We start from the raw sequence: 13,576 nt of genomic DNA, 5'->3' as shown, positions 1-13,576 counted from the left end.
CAGAACGGAGGACACGCGGTGTCCGACCGGAGGACACGCGCAGTGAGAACGCTTTCACCCGGCGTGTCCTCCACTCCGGCACCGCGTGTCCTGCGTTCGCGACCCCCGAGTTATGCGTTCAGGGCGGTCAGGAGGGAGGTGTAGGTCCGGTCCTCGTCGCCCTCGATCGAGGTGATGACGGTGGGGTGGCGTTGGGCGATGACGGCCGTCAGGCGGTCGTGCATGGTGGCCAGGTCGTGCTCGGTGGCGGCGAACACCGGGCGGAGGGCGCCGCGGGCGGTGAAGCGGCGGAGGGCGTTCGGCTTGGTGTCGAACAGGACGACCTCGTGGAACGCGGCGCCCACCTCGGCGGCCAGGGCCTCCAGCCGCTCCAGGAACTCCACCCGGCCCAGGAACTGGGGCACGACCACGTCGTGGCCCGAGGTCAGGTGGGTGCGGGCGGCGGCGACGGCGATGTCGCGGGCCGCCGGGCCGGTGACGCCCAGGTCGGCGCCGCCGATCATGTCCACGACCAGGTCGACGTCCAGGGCCAGCGCCGGCGGGTGGTCGGCGGCGTAGCGGCGCGCCAGGGTCGACTTGCCGCACCCCGGCGGACCGTTCAGCACGACCAGGCGCGGCACGCCCCCACCCTACCGCGCTGATTACGCTGGTCCGCGTGGCTGCCGGTGTCCCGCGTGCGGTGCGTGACCTGTTACGCACCAGAAGTCATCACCCGGATGCGCACCTCCGAGACGGAGGTGCCCGGGGGTGGGTTCTGACAGCCTGGACGGCGCCCGGGCACCGCCACGTCCGGGCACGACAGACCAGGGGGTGATCCCATGCCGCGTGGAGAGCGCCCGTTGGACGTCGGCGACGGCCCGCTGCTCAAGTTCGCCGCGGACCTGAGGTCGCTGCGCGACCGCGCCGGCCGCCAGAGCTACCGCCAGATGGGCGCCCGCGCCCACTACTCGGCCACGACCCTGTCGGACGCGGCGGGCGGGCGGAAGCTGCCCACGCTCGCGGTCACGCTGGCGTACGTGCGCGCCTGCGAGGGCGACGTCGCCGAGTGGGAGGACCGCTGGCGGCAGGTCGCCGCCGAGGTGCTGCCCGGCCACGAGCCCGGCCCGGACGGCGGCCACCCGCCGTACGCGGGGCTGGCCGCCTACGACACCGCCGACGCCGAGTGGTTCTTCGGCCGCGACGACCTGCTCGACGACCTGGAGCGGCGGATCGCGCAACGCCGGTTCGTCGCGGTGTTCGGCGCCTCCGGCGCGGGCAAGTCGTCGCTGCTGCGCGCGGGCCTGGTGCCGCGGGTGCGCGGCCGCGCCGCGGTGACCACGCCCAGCGAGCTGGACGTCCGCGCCGACCGCCTCGACCTCGACGCCGAGCTGCTGATCGTGGACCAGTTCGAGGAGGTCTTCACCCTCTGCCCCGACCCGGACCAGCGGGCCGCGTTCATCGACGCGCTGCTGACCGCGCCGGGCAGGGTCGTGGTGGGCGTGCGGGCCGACTTCTACGGCCACTGCGCCCAGCACCCGGACCTGGTCGAGGCGATCAGCGACGGCCAGCTCCTGCTCGGCCCGATGGGCCCGGAGGAGCTGCGCCAGGTGATCATGCAGCCCGCCGTGAAGGCGTCCTGCACGGTCGAGACGGCCCTGGTCTCGCGGCTGGTCGCGGACGCGACCGGGCAGGCGGGCGTGCTGCCGCTGGTGTCGCACGCCCTGCTGGAGACCTGGCGCCGCAGGCGCGGCACCACGCTGACGCTGGCCGGCTACGAGGCGGCCGGCGGCATCCAGCACGCCATCGCGCAGACCGCCGAGCGCACCTTCACCTCGCTGGAGAAGCAGCAGCGCGAGCTGGCCCGGCAGGTGTTCCTGCGGCTCACCGCGCTGGGCGACGGCACCGAGGACACCAAGCGGCGGCTGCCGCGCGCCGAGCTGGACGCCGACGTGGACCTCGACGTCGTGCTCGACCGGCTGGCCCACGCCCGGCTGCTCACCCTGGACCGGGACTGCGTGGAGATCGCGCACGAGGCGCTGATCCGCTCCTGGCCCCGGCTGCGCGGCTGGCTCGCCGAGGACCGCGACGGCCTGCGCACCATGCGCCGGCTCACCGAGGCCGCCGCCACCTGGGAGTCGCTGGGCCGCGACCCGGACGCGCTCTACCGGGGCTCGCGGCTGGACAACGCCCTGGACTGGACCCGGCGCGAGGACGTGCGCGCCAGCGCCCTGGAGCGGGAGTTCCTGGACGAGAGCGCGCGGGCCCGCGACCAGGAGCGGCTGCTCGCCCACCGGCGCACCCGCCGGCTGCGGCAGCTCGTCGCGCTGATGGCCGTGCTGCTGCTGTGCGCGACCGGCGCCGGGGTCTACGCCATCCGGGCGCAGAGCGAGATCGAGGAGGGGTGGACCTCGTCGTCCTCCCTGTACGTGGCCAACCAGGCGCAGGCGCTGCGCGGCAGCAACCCCCGGCTGGCCGACCAGCTGGCCATCGCCGCCTACAACATCAACGGCACCGCCGCCATGCGCGACGGCGTGCTCACCGCCTACGCGGCCGGCCAGCAGGACATGGTCAGCCGGTCGTCGTTCCCCGACGGCAGGCGCCCGGACGGCGCGGCACTGCCCGACAACCGCGTGCCGACCCCGGCGACGGGCGAGTACCGGAGCGTGACCGCGCGGGACTACCCCAACCTCCAGGTCACCTCGACCGCGCAGAACAGCGCGTTGCAGGCGTTCGCCACCACCCTGCGCAACGGGGTGGCCCAGGTCTGGGACGTCACCGACGCGATCGCCCCGAAGCCCGTCTACACCTTCGGCTTCCCGGTGACGCGGATCGCGGTGGACCCGCGGGGGCGGTGGGTGGTCACCGCCGCCAAGGGCGACCCGTCCCGGACCGGCGAGGTGGCGGTGTGGGACTGGTCCTACCCCACCCCCGGGACCGGCCTGGTGCAGCGGGCGTCCCTGGACCCCCTCGACCAGCCGGACCCGCTGGACGGCATGGCGTTCAGCGCACCCGGCGACGTGCTGGCGACCTACGACCAGGCGGGCATCGTCCGGTTGTGGGACCTGAAGGAGCCGGTGCGGCCGCGGAACCCGGACGAGCCGCGGCTGCGGCTGATCGGCACGCAGCCCACGGGCGAGGCGGTCTCCGCGGTCGCCCTCACCCCGGACGCCTCCACCCTCGCGGTCGGCTTCCCGAGCGGCAAGGTGCGGATCTGGGATCGGCGCAGGCAGCTCGCGCCGCGCGAGCTGTGGTCGGCCAAGGCGCACCCGGACGGCATCCGGGCGCTGGGCTTCCACCGGAACGGCCTGACGCTGGCCACCGTCGGCGAGGACGACAAGGTGGCGCTGTGGAGCCTCGCGGACCGGACGCGGCCGGTGGAGCAGGGCCGGATCACCGGGACGACCGCCGGGATCAACGGGGTGTCGTTCGAGGAGGAGCCGACGGTGGTGCGGACGACCAACTCCAACGGCACGTTCCGCGACTGGCAGTTCGACTTCCGGATCGCGGTGGACGAGATGTGCAAGAAGGTGGAGGTGGACATCTCCCGCGAGGAGTGGCAGCAGTACGTGGCCTCGGTCGGCGTCGGCGCGCTGGAGTACCGGCCACCCTGCCGGTGAACGGCGGGGACCGGGCGGCGGGCCGTTCGCGCGACCGGGACGGGCGGGGTCGGGCCGTTCGCGAGCGGGCCGTTCGCGACCAGGGCGGGCGGGGGCGGGCCGTTCGTGCGACTGGGGATGCGGGCCCGGGTGGGCGGTTCGATAATCGGCGGATGACCACGCCGCGTGACGACGACCGCACCGAGGCGCTGCCCGTCAACCCGATCCCGGGCACGCCCACCGTCCGGCCGACCGGGGCCGGGCCGGACGACCTCGACCCGCTGCCCGGCCTGCCGGACGAGGTCCCGCCGCACCGCGCGCCGGACAAGGTGGACCGCACGCAGCCCTCGCTGGGGCACACCCGCACCAGCGGCACGTGGGTCGCGGTGCTGGCCTCGATCGTGGTGCTGCTGGTCCTGCTGATCTTCATCCTGCAGAACCTGGAGGGCGCGACGATCTACTTCCTGGGCGCGTCGGGCACGCTCCCGCTGGGCGTGGCGCTGCTGCTCGCGGCGATCGCCGGGGCGCTGGTGGTGGCCCTGGTCGGCGCAGCCAGGATCATGCAGCTGCGCCGCCAGGCCAAACGAGGGCTCCGCTGACCGGCGCTAGCCGGCCGAACAGGACCTGCCGTTCAGGGTGAAGCCGGTGGGTGCGACGTTGCTGCCCTGCCAGCTCGCCTGGAAACCGAATTCCACCGTGCCACCCGCGGCGACGGTCCCGTTCCAGCCCTCGTTGCTCACCGAGACGGCGGCGCCCGACTGGGACGCCCTGCCGTTCCAGCTGTTCGTGACTCGCTGGCCGGTGGGGAACGACCAGCCGAGGGTCCAGCCCGTGAGGGCGCCGGTCCCCCGGTTGGTGATCCGCACCGAACCGGTGAAGCCACCCGACCACTGGCTGACGACCTGGTAGCGGACCGCGCACGTCTCCTGGGACGGCGTGGTCGTGGTGGTCGTCGCAGTGGTGGTCGTGGTCGTCGACGTCGTGGTGCCGGTCGACGTGGTGGTGCTCGTCGTCGACGTGGCGGTCGTCGACGGCGGTGGGCCGCTCGGGTCGGCGACGAGGATGCCGCGACCGTTCGTGCCCAGGTAGACGCGCCCGTAGACCCTCGGGTCGCCGGTGATCGCCTCACCCGCGTTGCCGTACTGGTGCGCGTCGTCGTTGATGCGCACCCAGTTCGCGCCGGCGTCGTCCGAGCGGTACACGCCGGTCTTGCCCGCGGTGGTCATCACGGTGAACACCGCCGGGTAGGCGCGGTCCGGCGCGGCCTTGCCGAACCCGACGTTGACCGCGTCGGTGACGCCCGCGACCTGCGCGACGGTGGCGCCGGAGTCGGTCGAGCGGAACAGCCCGCCCTCGCCGGCCAGCCACAGGTCGCCCTCGTGCCCGGGCACGGCCTTCAGCCTGGCGGCCGCCACCTCGGGCCCGGCGGTGAAGGTCGCGCCGCCGTCGGTGCTGGTGTGCAGCCGACCGCCGGCCAGGGCGTAGAACTTGGCCGGGTTCACCCGGTCGGACTCGACCACCGCGCCGGCGGGCACCCCGGTGGACGGCGCCCACGAGTTGCCGAAGCCCACCGAGTGGTGCACGGCCGCGCCGGCGGGCGACCAGACGAACCGGCCGCCGTCGGCCGCGGCGGCGACCGTGCCGCCGCCGGTGACGCCGCCCGGGTCGGTGCCCGCGAACCAGTTGGCGCCGCCGTCGGTGGAGAACGCCACGTGCGGTTGGCCGTCGACGTTGCCGGACCGCACCAGGACCGAGGGGTTCCCCTCGGCGAAGTCCAGGCTGGTGGTGGAGGTGAAGTTCGGCTGGGTGAACATCATCGGCGGCACCGCGGTCAGGTCGGTGTGCCGGAACCCGCCGACGTCGCCCAGGGCGCTGATCAGCGGCGCGGCGCCGGTGGGCGGGCTGACCAGGTCGAGCACCGCGGTCTCCTCCAGGCCCGCGGCGGCCGGCTTGATCGTGATCCGGCCGCCCGCGTCCCACGCGCGCAGGTCGGTGGTGCCGTAGATGGTCGCGCCGGTGCCGTAGAGCATCCGGTCGGGGTCGAAGGGGTCGATCTCCAGGGACTCGACCATCCACCCCAGCTTCGGGGTGACCTCCGGCGGCTGCGAGTTCGCGCCCCAGCTCAGCCACGGCGCGGCGCTGACGTCCATCTCGTAGCGGAAGCCGCGGTTCGGATAGGACGTCCAGTCCCAGGCCCGCGTCCACGAGGCGCCGCCGTCGGTGCTGCGGAACAGGACGACGTCCGGCCACCAGGAGACCTGCGAGGCCACCATCAGGGTGTTCGGGTTCCGCCGGTCGACGGTGAGCCCGCTGTAGCCGAAGTAGGCGTCGGGGCTGGTGGAGGCGACCGGGCTGATCAGCGTCCACGCGCCGGTGGCCGTGTCGTGCTTCCAGACGTCGCCCCGGCCGCCGTCGTACGGGCCGCCGGTGTCGCTGGTGGCCAGGTAGAGGAAGCCGCCGACCTCGTCGAGCACGCCCTTGTGGGCGATGTACCCGGTGGGCTGGCCGGCCAGCCTGGTCCACGTCGCGCCCGCGTCCGCGCTGCGGTAGACGGTGTTGTCCTTGTCGGCGACGCCGGCGTAGATGGTCCTGGAGGGGGTGCCGGGGGTGGAGGATCGCGGGTCGAAGGTGACCCACACCACACCCTGGATGTCGCTGTTGTAGCCGCTGGGGTCGGTCGGGTCGGCGACGTGGTTGCCCGGGTTGGGGAAGCTCGCGACCCGCGCCCAGGTGCGCGCGCCGTCGGTGCTGCGCCACAGGCCCTTGCCGCTGGGCGCGCCGAAGTACAGCACGTCGCCCTGGTTGGGGTCGACGGCCAGCCGCTCGCCCATGCCCCGGCCGGGCATGTTGCCGCCGACCTTGAAGGGCAGCTCGGTGACCTGCCAGGTGTCGCCCCGGTCCGACGAGCGCAGGATCGCGCCGTTGTTCGGGTCCCAGCTGTTGGTGTACATGCCGACGGCGGCGTAGACGCGGTCGGCGTCGGTGGGGTCGGGCGCGATGCTCGCGACGCCGTTGTAGCCCCACCTGTCCCAGCCGACCCAGTCCAGGAGGGGGACCCAGCGGTCGGTGGTCCCGTCCAGGCGGTAGGCGCCGCCGATGTCGGTGCGGGCGTAGACCAGGCCCTCCTCGGCCCGGCTGAACACGATGCCGGGGACGAAGCCGCCGCCCGCGATCTCGACGTTGCGCCAGTCGTGCGGCTGGGTGGCGACGGTCGCCCTGGGCAGGCGCTCGACGGCGGGGGCGGAGGCGGAGGAGACGGCGATCACGCCCACCGCGGCCAGGGCGGCGGCGGTCAGGGCCAGGAGCTTCTTCACGGCCGCGCTCCCGGGGTGGTGGGGAGGTCGCGGGTGGCGAAGGAGGTGCGGGCGGCGGGAGAGGCGCAGGCGGAGGGGGAAGTGCGACCGGAGGGGGAAGTGCGGGAGGCGGGAGAAGTGCGGGAGGCGGGAGAAGTGCGGGAGGCGGGAAGGGCGTCACAGGTCTGCGCCGGGAAGCGCCGGGCCGGGGCCGGCTCTGCCGCCGCCGGGGGCGGGGCGCTTCGGGCTGCCATCGTGCGCTCCTTCGCGCGGGTGGGAGGAGGCGGGGGCGAGAGGAACCGCCTCCCCCCGGGCCTTCGGGGACCGGCTCCGCGACGTCGCCGCTCGGCCGGAACCGCGGCGCCGCGGGTTCTGGGAGCGCTCCCAGACCGGTGGAATGGACGTTAGCCAGGCTGATTGGTAAACGGCAAGGGCCTGGGCTAGGCCATCCGAGTGATGTTGACCAGCGAGCCGCGTTCACCCGATCGAATGAGTTGTCGAATGCGGCGCGGAAGGCGGACCACTGTCGGCGGTCCCACCGGCGAATCCCCCGAAGCGACCACGAGCCCCACCGGAAACGGGCGAAAAGCAGGGAACCGGTCGGCGGCACGTGCCGCCGACCGGTTCCCCGAGGTCGTGCTCAAGCGCTCGCGCGGGTGACCATCGCGGTCGGCAGGAGCAGGAACGGCGGCAGGTTCTCCTCCCCCGCCAGCTCCGCCATCAACCGCCACGTCATGGTGCGCCCCAGCTGCTCCACGTCCTGCCGGACGGTGGTCAGCGGCGGCACCGCGGTGGAGGCGATCATCAGGTCGTCGAAGCCGACCACGGCCACGTCGTGGGGCACCCGCTTGCCGTGCGCGTGCAGGGTCTGCAGGGCGCCCAGGGCCATGATGTCGGCGGCCACGAACACCGCGTCCAGGTCCGGGGCCCGGCCGAGCAGGTCGGCCATGGCCGCCGCACCGCTCTCCGGGGTGAAGTCGCCGTAGGCGACCAGGTCGGTCTCCATCCGGGCCTGGCTCAGCCCGCGCTTCCAGCCCGAGAGCCGGTCCATGCCCACCGCCATGTCCCGGGGACCCGCGATGGTGCCGATGCGCTTGCGGCCGAGCGAGACCAGGTAGCGAGCCGCCTCCATGGCGCCGTTGAAGTTGTCGGCGTCCACATAGGGCACTCCACCCGCCCCGAGGGGCCTGCCGCCGACGACGGTCGGCAGGCCCGCGTCGGCGAGCGTGCGGGGCAGCGGGTCCTGGCCGTGCAGGCTGATCACCAGCACGCCGTCCACGTGCCCTCCGCAGAGGTAGTTCACCAGGTCCTGCTCGTCGCCCTCCTTGCTCATCATGAGGACGAGCTGGACCCGCTTGCCCGCCAGCTCCGCGTTCACGCCGCGCAGCACGCCGGCGAAGAACGGGTCGGCGAGCACCCGGCTGCCCTGCTCCGAGACGACCAGGGCGATGCAGTTCGCCCGGCTGCCCGCGAGCGTGCGGGCGGCCTGGTTGGGGCTGTAGCCGAGCCGCGTGATGGCCTGGTGGACGGCCTCGCGGGCTTTCGAGCTCACGTACGGCTCGCCGTTGATCACCCTGGACACGGTCGACTTGGACACCCCGGCGGCACGAGCGACCTCCTCCAGCCGGGTGTTCGGTCGTCGTGCCTTGGGTGGTTCAACGGCATCGGTCACGGAGCGACCGTCGCCGCGAGAGCGTTGCCACGGGCAACCTGCGAGTACCACATGGCGCTCATCTTAGGGGTGCGGACCTGCGTGTCGTAGTCGACATGCACGATCCCGAACCGCTTGGCGTAACCCTCCGCCCACTCGAAGTTGTCCATCAGCGACCACGCGAAGTAGCCGCGCAGGTCGACGCCTTCCCGAATGGCCTTGTGGGCGGCCCTGAGGTGGGAGGCGATGTAGTCGCGGCGCTCGACGTCGTTGATGCTGCCGTCGTCCTCGAACGCGTCGACGTAGGCCGCGCCGTTCTCGGTCACGTATAGCGGGATGCTCGGGTAGTCGTCGTGCACCCGCTTGAGCACCTTGTACAGGCCGTCGGGCTCGACCTCCCAGTCCATGTCGGTGCGGGGCAGGCCGCGGCTGGGGAACGTCACGTGCTCGGCGCCCACCCACGGTGACCCGGTCGGGCGACGCCCGTTGGTCTGAACCGGTGCTTCCGCCTCCGGCGCGGGGTGACCGCTGACGAAGTGCTCTGCGTAGTAGTTCACGCCCAGCTGGTCCAACGGCGCGGAGATGATCTCCAGGTCGTTCTCGCGGATGTGCTTGGAGAACCCGTAGGGCTCCAGGTCCTCGACGATGTCGGCCGGGTACTCGCCCTTGAAGACCGGGTCGAGGAAGATCCGGTTCTGGAGGCCGTCGAGCCGGCGGGCGGCGTCGGTGTCGGCCGGGTCGTCCGGGTTCGCCGGGATGATCGGGTACATGTTCAGCGTGATCCCGACCTTGGCGTCGGGCGCCTGCTCCCGGATCGCCGCGGTGGCCAGGCCGTGGGCCAGCAGCAGGTGGTGCACGGCGGCCACGGCGGCCTCCGGCTCCTGCCGGCCGGGGGCGTGGATGCCCGCGGCGTAGCTGAGCAGCGAGGAGCACCACGGCTCGTTGAGCGTGGTCCAGTTGACCACCCGGTCGCCGAGCGCGCCGACCACCGACTCGGCGTACTCCGCGAAGCGGTACGCGGTGTCGCGGTTGGCCCAGCCGCCCGCGTCCTCCAGCGTCTGCGGGAGGTCCCAGTGGTAGAGGGTCAGCCACGGGGTGATGTTGTTCTCCAGCAGCTTGTCGACCAGCCGGGAGTAGAAGTCCAGGCCCGCCTGGTTGACCGGACCGGCGTCCGGGCGGATGCGCGGCCACGCCGTGGAGAACCGGTAGGCGTGCAGGCCGAGGTCGACCATGAGCTGGACGTCCTCGTCGACGCGGTAGTAGTGGTCGGCGGCGGGATCACCGGTGTCACCGCCGACCACCGCGCCCGGGACCTGGCAGAACGTGTCCCAGATGGACGCGGTGCGACCGTCCGCGGTGGTCGCGCCCTCGATCTGGAACGCCGCGGTCGCGGCGCCCCACACGAATCCCTCTGGAAAGGAAATCGACTCCACAGCTACCCCTTCACAGCACCCTGCATGATCCCGGCGACGATCTGCCGACCGAGTACGAGGAAGACGATCAAGATCGGGACCGTGGCCATGGTGGTCCCGGCGAGCACCAGCGAGTTGTCGACGTAGTAGCCGCTCTGGAGCTTCTCCAGCGCGACCTGCATCGTCGGGTTCTCGGCGTCGAGAGCGATCAGCGGCCAGAGGAAGTCGTTCCACGACATCATGAAGGTGAAGATGCCGAGCATGGCCGCCGCCGGCCGCACCGCGGGCAGGCACACGTGCCAGAACGTGCGGATCATGCTGCACCCGTCCATGCGGGCCGCCTCGATCAGCTCGTCGGGCACGGCGTCGGCGATGTACTGGCGCATCCAGAACACGCCGAACGCGGTCACCAGGTTGGGGACGATGACCGCGCCCAGGTTGCCCGCCCAGCCGAGCTCCGCCATGGTCATGTACAGCGGGATGATGCCCAGCTGGGTCGGCACGGCGAGCGTGGCGACGACGAAGACCATCAGCGTGTTGCGGCCCTTGAACCTCAGCTTCGCGAACGCGAAACCGGCCAGGGTGGACAGGATCACCACGGACAGGGTGACCGTGCCGGACACGATGATGCTGTTGCCCAGCGCCTTCCAGAACGGGATGGTGTCGAGCACGCGGCCGGCGTTGACGAAGAAGTTCCCGCCGGGGATCAGCGGCGGGTCGCCGGTGATCTCCGAGTCGTCGTGGCTGGCCACCACGAAGGACCAGTAGAACGGGAAGGCCGAACCGAGGATGAACGCGATCAGGATGCCGTAGACGGTGAAGCCCGGGCGGCGCTCCGACAGCGTTCCCTTGGAAGCGCGCCTGGAGCGCTTGCCTGACGGCGGCTCGACGAAGGTCGGTCGCCCCTGGACGACGGCCATCTCAGCCCTCCCCGGTGGACGCGAGTCGCCTGGTGATCAGGAAGTTGATGCCGGCGATCGCGATGATGACGATGAACAGCACCCAGGCGATCGCGGAGGCGTAGCCGAGGTCCTGGTCCTGGAAACCGGACTGGTACATGTAGAGCACGACCGTCTGGTACTGGTTCTGCGCGCCGCCGGTGTTGCTGCCCGCGGGCGCGAACAGCTTCGGCTCGGTGAAGATCTGCAGGCCGCCGATGGTCGAGGTGACCACGACGAAGATCATCGTCGGGCGCAGCAGGGGCAGCGTGATGCTGAAGAACTGGCGCGCCTTGCTCGCGCCGTCCACCCAGGCCGCCTCGTAGATGTCGCGCGGGATGGCCTGCATGGCCGCCAGCACGATCAGCGCGTTGTAGCCGGTCCAGCGCCAGTTCACCATCGTGGCGATGGCGATGTGGCTCCACCAGCGCTCGGCCTGCCAGTCGATCCGGTCGATGCCGACGGCCTCCAGGATCGAGTTGATCATGCCGTACTGGGGGCCGAACAGGTTGGCGAAGATGATCGTGAGGGCGACGAGGCTGGCCACGTAGGGCAGCAGCACGCCCATGCGCCACGCGGTCCGGCCGCGCAGCGCGGTGTTCAGCAGCGCCGCGAGCAGCACCGCGACGATCACCTGGGGAACGCTGGACAGCACGAAGATGCTGATCGTGTTGACCATCGCGTTCCAGAACTGCGAGTCACCCAGCAGGTAGGTGTAGTTCTCCAGGCCGACGAAGGGCTGCTCGTCGGCGCCGAGCTCCCAGTCGAACAGGGAGATGTAGGCCGTGTAGAGCAGCGGGAACAGGCCCACGACGCCGAACACGATGAAGAACGGCGCGATGTAGAGGTACGGCGAGACCTTGACGTCGAAGTTGGTCAGCCGGTGGCGCCAGCTCAGCCTGGCCGGCGGGATGTCATCGTTGTCCGCGCGCCGCGGCGGGCGGGGCTCGGCGCCCCGCCCGCTCGCGACCGTCAATTCGGTCGTCATTACCTGGCGGCCTTCTTGGCTCCCTCGACGACCTGGTTCCAGGCGTCGCCGGGCGAGGTGCCCTGCTCGACGGCCTGCAGGGCCGGGGAGATCACGGTCTCCTGGATGGTGCCGTCCTGCGGGCCCTTGTACTGGGCGCCGGGGACCTTGTTCGCCTGCTCGGAGAAGAGCAGGCCGACCTTCTCGCCGCCGAAGTACTCGCTGGTCTTGTTCAGCAGCTCGGGCGAGATCAGGGCCTGGGTCTGGCTGGGGAAGGTGCCCTTGGCGACGAACGCCTTGGTCTGCTGCTCGGGGGCGGTCAGCCACGCGGCCAGCTTGGCGGCCTCGGCCTTGTTCTTGCCCTGCTTCGGGACGGTCAGGTACGAGCCGCCCCAGTTGCCGCCGCCGCCGGGGAAGGCCGCGGTGACGGCCCACTTGCCCTTGAGCTCGGGGCCGGAGTTCTCCTCGATCGGGCCCAGCATCCACGACGGGCAGACCTTGGTCGCGAACGCCGACTCCTTGAAGCCGCGCTTCCACTCGTCGCTCCACGCGACGAGCTTGGCCGACTGGCCGCGCTGCACGGCGCCGCTGACCTGGTCGAAGTACTTCTTGTCGTCGTTGGTCTCGATCACGAGCTTGTCGTCGCGGTCGAAGTAGCCGACCTTGGCCTGGTTGTGCATCGGGTTGAAGACCTGCGAGGCGGAGTCGAACCACGCCTTGCCGGTGGCCTGGACGTACTGGTCACCCGCCTGGAAGTACGAGTCCCAGGTCTCGAACAGCGCCTTGACGCTCTCCGGGTCCGAGGGGAGCTTCGCGGCCTCGAACAGGTCCTTGCGGTAGCACATGGCCAGCGGGCCGATGTCGGTGCCGTAGCCGATCATCTTGCCGTCCTTGGTGGTGACGGCGTCGACCTTCCACTGGAGCCAGCGGTCTTCCTTGACGTCCTTCGGGCCGAGTTCCTTCAGGTCCTCGAACTGGCCGGACTTCGACATGACCTGGCTGAGGTAGCCCTCTTCGACGGCCTCGATGTCAGCGAGGCCGGAGCCGGCGGCCAGCTTGGTGAACAGGTTCTGGTGGTGCGGCTGGGCCTGGCCGGTCTTGCGCTGGGTGATCTTGACGTTCGGGTTGGCGGCCTCGTACTCCTTGAGGAGGTCCTCGTAGCCGAACTCGTTGAACGTGGCGATGGTCAGCTCAACCTTGCCATCGGCAGAGGTGCCGGACCCGCCCGAGCCACAGGCCGAGGCGGCCAGGGCGAGCACTGCGGTGCAGGCCAGCACCTTGGCCAAGCCTGCTCGACGGTAGCGCACGAGAACTCCTCAGTTGATCGGCGGTGAACGTTCTGGGAGCGCTCCCAGGTTTTGGGGGAGTGTGGTTCGCGCCACGGAGTTGTGTCAAGCGCCCGTGTCCGCGCTGTTACCGACGTTGCGACATTTGCTTCGCTGGAACGATTCTGGTAGCGGGGTGCGGGGTGGGCCGTTCAGGCACCTTCCGTAGACCGCTCGGACACCCTGGGTTGCTGCTATCGACGGGGCGCGGGGTGCGATCCGCCCGTCTTCCCGGGCCCGGACCTGCGGATCTTTGCGTTCTGCCCGGGTGGTCGGGTGTTGCCGCTTGAGTTGGGACGCGGGTGGCGTCTCATCTGATCAATCGGAGATCGAAGAGATCACCCCGCGAGTCATGCGTTCGAGACTCGCGTGTCATGCGTTCGAGACCGGCGTGTCATGCGTTCGGAGCGCGTGA

At 71.5% G+C, this 13,576-nt stretch carries 9 protein-coding genes; 2 read left to right on the top strand and 7 right to left on the bottom strand.

The window, feature by feature from the left end; translation table 11 throughout:
• Positions 1-110: 110 nt before the first annotated feature.
• Positions 111-620 (bottom strand): AAA family ATPase, encoded by a 510-nt coding sequence (locus EKG83_RS11755; protein WP_033427142.1) that lies wholly within the window; start codon positions 618-620, stop codon positions 111-113.
• A 198-nt stretch (positions 621-818) separates the two neighbouring features.
• On the opposite strand from EKG83_RS11755, the gene EKG83_RS11750 reads away from it, so the two are divergent.
• Positions 819-3,596, top strand: a complete 2,778-nt coding sequence (locus EKG83_RS11750) for an nSTAND1 domain-containing NTPase (RefSeq protein WP_051764188.1) — start codon at positions 819-821, stop codon at positions 3,594-3,596.
• 152 nt (positions 3,597-3,748) lie between these two features.
• On the top strand, positions 3,749-4,174 hold the full coding sequence (locus EKG83_RS11745) for a lipopolysaccharide assembly protein LapA domain-containing protein (protein WP_063741220.1): 426 nt from the start codon (positions 3,749-3,751) through the stop codon (positions 4,172-4,174).
• 6 nt (positions 4,175-4,180) lie between these two features.
• Here EKG83_RS11745 and EKG83_RS11740 read toward each other — a convergent pair whose 3' ends face one another.
• The 6 genes from EKG83_RS11740 to EKG83_RS11715 all read right to left on the bottom strand — a co-directional run bounded on the left by EKG83_RS11740 (position 4,181) and on the right by EKG83_RS11715 (position 13,143).
• Positions 4,181-6,889 carry a cellulose-binding domain-containing protein gene (locus EKG83_RS11740; RefSeq protein ID WP_033427141.1) on the bottom strand — a complete coding sequence of 903 codons (2,709 nt, stop codon included), beginning with the start codon at positions 6,887-6,889 and terminating at the stop codon, positions 4,181-4,183.
• Positions 6,890-7,508: 619 nt separating this feature from the next.
• Positions 7,509-8,540, bottom strand: a complete 1,032-nt coding sequence (locus EKG83_RS11735) for a LacI family DNA-binding transcriptional regulator (RefSeq protein ID WP_033427140.1) — start codon at positions 8,538-8,540, stop codon at positions 7,509-7,511.
• Positions 8,537-9,943, bottom strand: a complete 1,407-nt coding sequence (locus EKG83_RS11730; RefSeq protein WP_033427328.1) for a GH1 family beta-glucosidase — start codon at positions 9,941-9,943, stop codon at positions 8,537-8,539. The genes EKG83_RS11735 and EKG83_RS11730 overlap by 4 nt, the downstream gene beginning before the upstream one ends.
• An 11-nt stretch (positions 9,944-9,954) precedes the next feature.
• On the bottom strand, positions 9,955-10,851 hold the full coding sequence (locus EKG83_RS11725; protein WP_084715818.1) for a carbohydrate ABC transporter permease: 897 nt from the start codon (positions 10,849-10,851) through the stop codon (positions 9,955-9,957).
• 1 nt (position 10,852) lies between these two features.
• Positions 10,853-11,857, bottom strand: coding sequence for a carbohydrate ABC transporter permease (locus EKG83_RS11720; protein ID WP_084715817.1), 1,005 nt, complete (start codon positions 11,855-11,857; stop codon positions 10,853-10,855).
• The gene (locus tag EKG83_RS11715) at positions 11,857-13,143 is read right to left on the bottom strand and encodes an ABC transporter substrate-binding protein (RefSeq protein WP_033427139.1); all 1,287 of its coding nucleotides are present in this window, start codon (positions 13,141-13,143) and stop codon (positions 11,857-11,859) included. The genes EKG83_RS11720 and EKG83_RS11715 overlap by 1 nt, the downstream gene beginning before the upstream one ends.
• Positions 13,144-13,576 lie beyond the last annotated feature (433 nt).

The organism is Saccharothrix syringae (assembly GCF_009498035.1).
GTDB lineage: Bacteria > Actinomycetota > Actinomycetes > Mycobacteriales > Pseudonocardiaceae > Actinosynnema > Actinosynnema syringae.
This window is presented reverse-complemented; position numbering and strand designations above follow the sequence as displayed.

Excerpts from the sequence above, each read along its gene's own strand:
- EKG83_RS11720 (WP_084715817.1), bottom strand. The coding sequence starts at position 11,857 with ATGACGACCGAATTGACGGTCGCGAGCGGGCGGGGCGCCGAGCCCCGC.
- EKG83_RS11725 (WP_084715818.1), bottom strand. The coding sequence starts at position 10,851 with ATGGCCGTCGTCCAGGGGCGACCGACCTTCGTCGAGCCGCCGTCAGGC.
- EKG83_RS11745 (WP_063741220.1), top strand. The coding sequence starts at position 3,749 with ATGACCACGCCGCGTGACGACGACCGCACCGAGGCGCTGCCCGTCAAC.
- EKG83_RS11750 (WP_051764188.1), top strand. The coding sequence starts at position 819 with ATGCCGCGTGGAGAGCGCCCGTTGGACGTCGGCGACGGCCCGCTGCTC.